Consider the following 4,118-nt stretch of genomic DNA (forward strand, 5'->3'; position numbering starts at 1 on the left):
CACCTCATACTTAATTAATAATTCTATGGTACTCAAAAAGACGTCTACGAAGTAGACGTCCAGTTATTTAATGCTTACGATAAACGGCCGGTTCTGGCCATTTAAGCAAAAAACAATGCATTCCAAATCAGAATGCATTGTTTTTTGCTTAAATTCTGGAGTCAAATTGCCTTTTGTCCCGACCTGCTGCAAATTTGTGATGTCGATTAATTAACGCTTATCCGGAAAATCAATTCCATAGATACAGTTATCATATGTCCATTGTATGATCTCCGTCATATCGCCCGATTCATAATACTGAGCAAGCAAAGTATTGAATTCCGGAAGCTGTTTTTCACTAATATTGACAATCCCTGCCCGGCATTGATCAATAGATAGTTTGCTGATAAAACGGCGGTTCGTTTATTGCCGTCCCAAAATATCTGATCGCGCATCATTTGATACATCATTTTTAAGGCTTTTTCGGTATCGGTAAAGTTGCCATTCATAATTGTAGAAACCATTGAAGTGACCTTATCTGGACTCGGAACTGGGGGCACATATTCCACGCCACCAATTTGGACATTTCCAGTCCTGATTTTCCCAGGTTTTAACGCATCCTCTGCGGCCACAATCCGATTGATTGTCTGACTGATCTCAAAAGTATAAGGCTGATCATTGTTAATAACGAACTCCAAGCCCTTTTTCAAATTGATAATAACTTGAATGTCATCAATCGAAACCCCGGCTACGCTCATTCCATCGATGATCGTTTGTGTCTGTGGGAGGGTGGTATTAACGCCTTCAAACTTCGAATTTGAATAAACCATATTAACAAAATTTTTCTTTGCCAAGAAACGATTCTGCTTTTGGGTTAAATGATATTTGTTTTCCATCTTTAACTCCTATCCATGTTGATAACATCAATTTCCTTTACAGATCATAAACAAGAAATTCATCAATCCCAATATAATACTTTATCTGTGCCTTGTTTTGAATTCAATGCTGTTAAGGTCTTTGAGCAATCATGACAAATCGGTCCTCATGGGTCGAAACACTTCCCTGGCAATTAATCATTCGCTGCAAATCTAATAATTTGGAAAAACAGTGATTAACATCAAAATTAGGAAACTCCCAAGGGATAATCGACGCATAGTAGACAATTGCGCCAACATCAAAAAACTTCATCTCTGAAAATGCCTGCTGTTCCAGCAATATATTAAAGCCTGCTTGTTGAAAACCATTCATCGTATTCAACAAGGTATTCTCGGGAAATGCTGGTTGATAGTCAGGAAGCAAAAACTGAGATAGTGAAAAGTTGTTGGTTGCTCCAACTTGTTCAGTAATAAAGAGTCCCTTTGGTTTTAATTTATTGAAAACTGTCATGGGATTAAAGGCATCGTGGCTATTGGTCATAATATCAATAGAGCCATCCTCAACCGGAAGCTCATCCGCATTAGTAACAGGATATACTTTCACTCCCCGTGGCTGGAGCGTTTGTTGAAGCAATTCAATGTTGGGTTGCCATGCCTCAGTAACTGCTGTCAGACTATCTAGGTGGTGAAACGATGATAGTAACTCACCACCACCCGTTCCCATGTCTAGGAGCATGTCATGATCGTGTAAATACTTCAGGATAAGTGTTCGATAATCCCATGGTAATTTTTCGTTGAACCAACGGCCGTCCAGATGGGAAAAGTTCCAACCTTTCATCCCAATTTTTTGTTCATGGATCCAAATTTTCCTAAGTTTAGTTATATTCATATTAACTGCGCCTCCATTAATTTCTTGTTCACTAATAAAAGGGCACAGCTACATCTGCCAACTTGCTCGACACACCGGCAGCAATTATAACTGTGCCGAGCAGTTCACGATTTTTAACACCATCATTTGTCATCATCCTTTATAATACATAACACTATTTTATTACAATTCTTGTGTACAATAAATATTAATTGATTTGGCAAATAATCTGATCGATTATGGCTTAACAAGCTCAGCAAATACCATAATGAGTATGAATAAGTGAACTATCAACTGGATCACAAAAACTTTAACTCCCAACCATGAGCTCCATAACTAATCTAATGGATTATGTTTTCGTTGATGCCAGTACCAATTTACCAATAATATAATTGCTAATATCGTCAATGAAAATATATTGCCAACAATAATCGAATTGATGTTCTCAACCTGAATTAAGCTTGTCCAACCAAACATTCCTAATAGATCGGCAATTGTGAAAATCAACCAAATAGCCACCCGAGGATAGTAATTAAACGCCTTTATTAATTTATTCATATGAATTACTCCTAACATTATTTTTAAGTAAATTGGATAAACATTGCTAACCCGGCATATAAAATGCCGATTAAAGAGGTCATAAAGAGAAACATATCTGTTACTCTAACCACTCGTGTTTTGGCACCAGAAAATCGAAAAATAAAATCATACCACAAACCGGGAAGTGCTATTAAAATTAAAGCAAAAGCAATCCGATCAACAAATGATACATTTCCAAACACCATCAACTCAATAATCAGCAATACTGCACAAGACAGTATGCTTAAGACAGAATACTTCCAATAAGATCTTTTTAGGTTCGTCATAATCGCCTTCATCATTAATTTGTCATTCAAACATCATCAGTTCATTATAGCCACCAAAATTTGAAGAAAATATGATAAAAACCTCAACATTTTCTAAAGGATATATTGAGGCATTAGCGTAATCTCTCAGCGTTGCTCTGGTATAATGGGGGCATCAGGAGGATTCAGATATGAAAAAACTTCTATTAATGCTCAGCATCTCATTTGCGGGCGTGATGCTGCTTGCCGGCTGCAACAGTAATCGAGCTGACTTAAACAATTCTAACAGCCACAGCAGCAATCAGTCATCACAAAAGTTGACCAACTTACTCTCCCCCGCCACTGCAAAAGTGCCCGAGGACACCCAAGCCGCCAACAATAATCAATTGTATTCACAATTTTATCAAGATGGCGGCCAATGGCATTGGAAATTAACTTCCAAACAGGCCGGTACCATCGACGACAGCCAAGTGAAATCGCTCAAATCTACCAACCAGAAATACGTTTTCCGCTTAGCAATGGTTGGTCGCAACAACAAAAAGTATTATTTAAACTTCAATTGGATTAATGGTGGGCATCTCGCCTATACAATTCATTCCAGCTATCATAACGTTGACGCAAGCTTTGTCCTCGCTGATGCAAGTCAATCCACCGATTGGCAAGCGGGTGCGCCACAGGCTCTTCAAGGGACTTGGGCAACCGATTATACTGATAATCCAAACAACAGTAATCAAAATCTGCCATATATCAAACGTTTCCTGAACGTCACCAACACGTCAACCAGCAGCTTTGTGAATGAATATGATTCGTATCATCGGTTGTATACCTCCAATACCAGCACCAACAACGATAACGTTTCGTATCAAACGGCTGGCCAAGAAACCTATGTCTTGAAATCATACACGAATACAAATGCGCCGGTCGTTTATCGAATTACCCTCGTCAACAATAATCAAATCAAGGTGACTGGCATCACTTCAACGCCACTGACTTTATCGAAATCATCCACCACACCAACGACGAATAGCTCTTCAGTGACTGCTAGTTCCCAGTCTGGCTCAACCACAACCACCAGCGGTTCGCAGGCCCAACAAGCATCCGGGTCCGCCGCTAATCATTTGACTGACCAACAGGTGGTCAATATGATCTGGCCCCAGGTCAAGTCACTCTATCCAAATATCAACGTCAATTCAACCGACTTCACTTACATGCCCCAAATGCGAAATGGGTTGCTTTATGTGGACGTTTTAGAGAACCATAACGCCCCAGCATTCAAAAACCGCGATGTTGATCCAAATTCAAGTCCTCGAGTTGCCAGCTTCCGAGTCAATGCCAACGGCCAATTAGAAGAGATGAACGCAACGACTGGCGACTGGGCAGTTGTCGGCAATTAATAGTCAGATTCAATTAAATCTAATCATCAAATGGCTGATCTCTCCCATTTAAGGCAAACAAATAGCGCAATCATTCAAATCGGTTCTACAATATCTGTTGTTGGTAATAGATTTTATCTATTACTGATGACAGATTTTTTGTTTCTCGTTAGAATAA

Annotated in this window: 5 protein-coding genes; 1 reads left to right on the forward strand and 4 read right to left on the reverse strand. The window is 39.2% G+C overall.

Annotated features, from left to right (window positions below):
• Positions 1-275: 275 nt before the first annotated feature.
• From KTE19_RS12990 to KTE19_RS13005, 4 genes are all read right to left on the reverse strand, one after another.
• On the reverse strand, positions 276-875 hold the full coding sequence (locus KTE19_RS12990; RefSeq protein WP_249778666.1) for a Fic family protein: 600 nt from the start codon (positions 873-875) through the stop codon (positions 276-278).
• Positions 876-987: 112 nt separating this feature from the next.
• On the reverse strand, positions 988-1,743 hold the full coding sequence (locus tag KTE19_RS12995; RefSeq protein ID WP_217342456.1) for a class I SAM-dependent methyltransferase: 756 nt from the start codon (positions 1,741-1,743) through the stop codon (positions 988-990).
• A 315-nt stretch (positions 1,744-2,058) separates the two neighbouring features.
• Complete coding sequence (locus KTE19_RS13000) at positions 2,059-2,280, reverse strand: hypothetical protein (RefSeq protein ID WP_217163230.1); 222 nt, start codon at positions 2,278-2,280, stop codon at positions 2,059-2,061.
• 23 nt (positions 2,281-2,303) lie between these two features.
• On the reverse strand, positions 2,304-2,603 hold the full coding sequence (locus KTE19_RS13005) for a hypothetical protein (RefSeq protein ID WP_217342457.1): 300 nt from the start codon (positions 2,601-2,603) through the stop codon (positions 2,304-2,306).
• Between the two features lie 155 nt (positions 2,604-2,758).
• Between KTE19_RS13005 and KTE19_RS13010 the strand changes: the two genes are divergently transcribed.
• Positions 2,759-3,961: a hypothetical protein gene (locus tag KTE19_RS13010; RefSeq protein WP_217342458.1), complete on the forward strand. Its 1,203-nt coding sequence runs from the start codon at positions 2,759-2,761 to the stop codon at positions 3,959-3,961.
• Positions 3,962-4,118: the final 157 nt, after the last annotated feature.

The sequence above is a fragment of the Lentilactobacillus dabitei genome (genome assembly GCF_019061365.1).
In the GTDB taxonomy this organism is placed as follows: Bacteria; Bacillota; Bacilli; order Lactobacillales; family Lactobacillaceae; genus Lentilactobacillus; species Lentilactobacillus dabitei.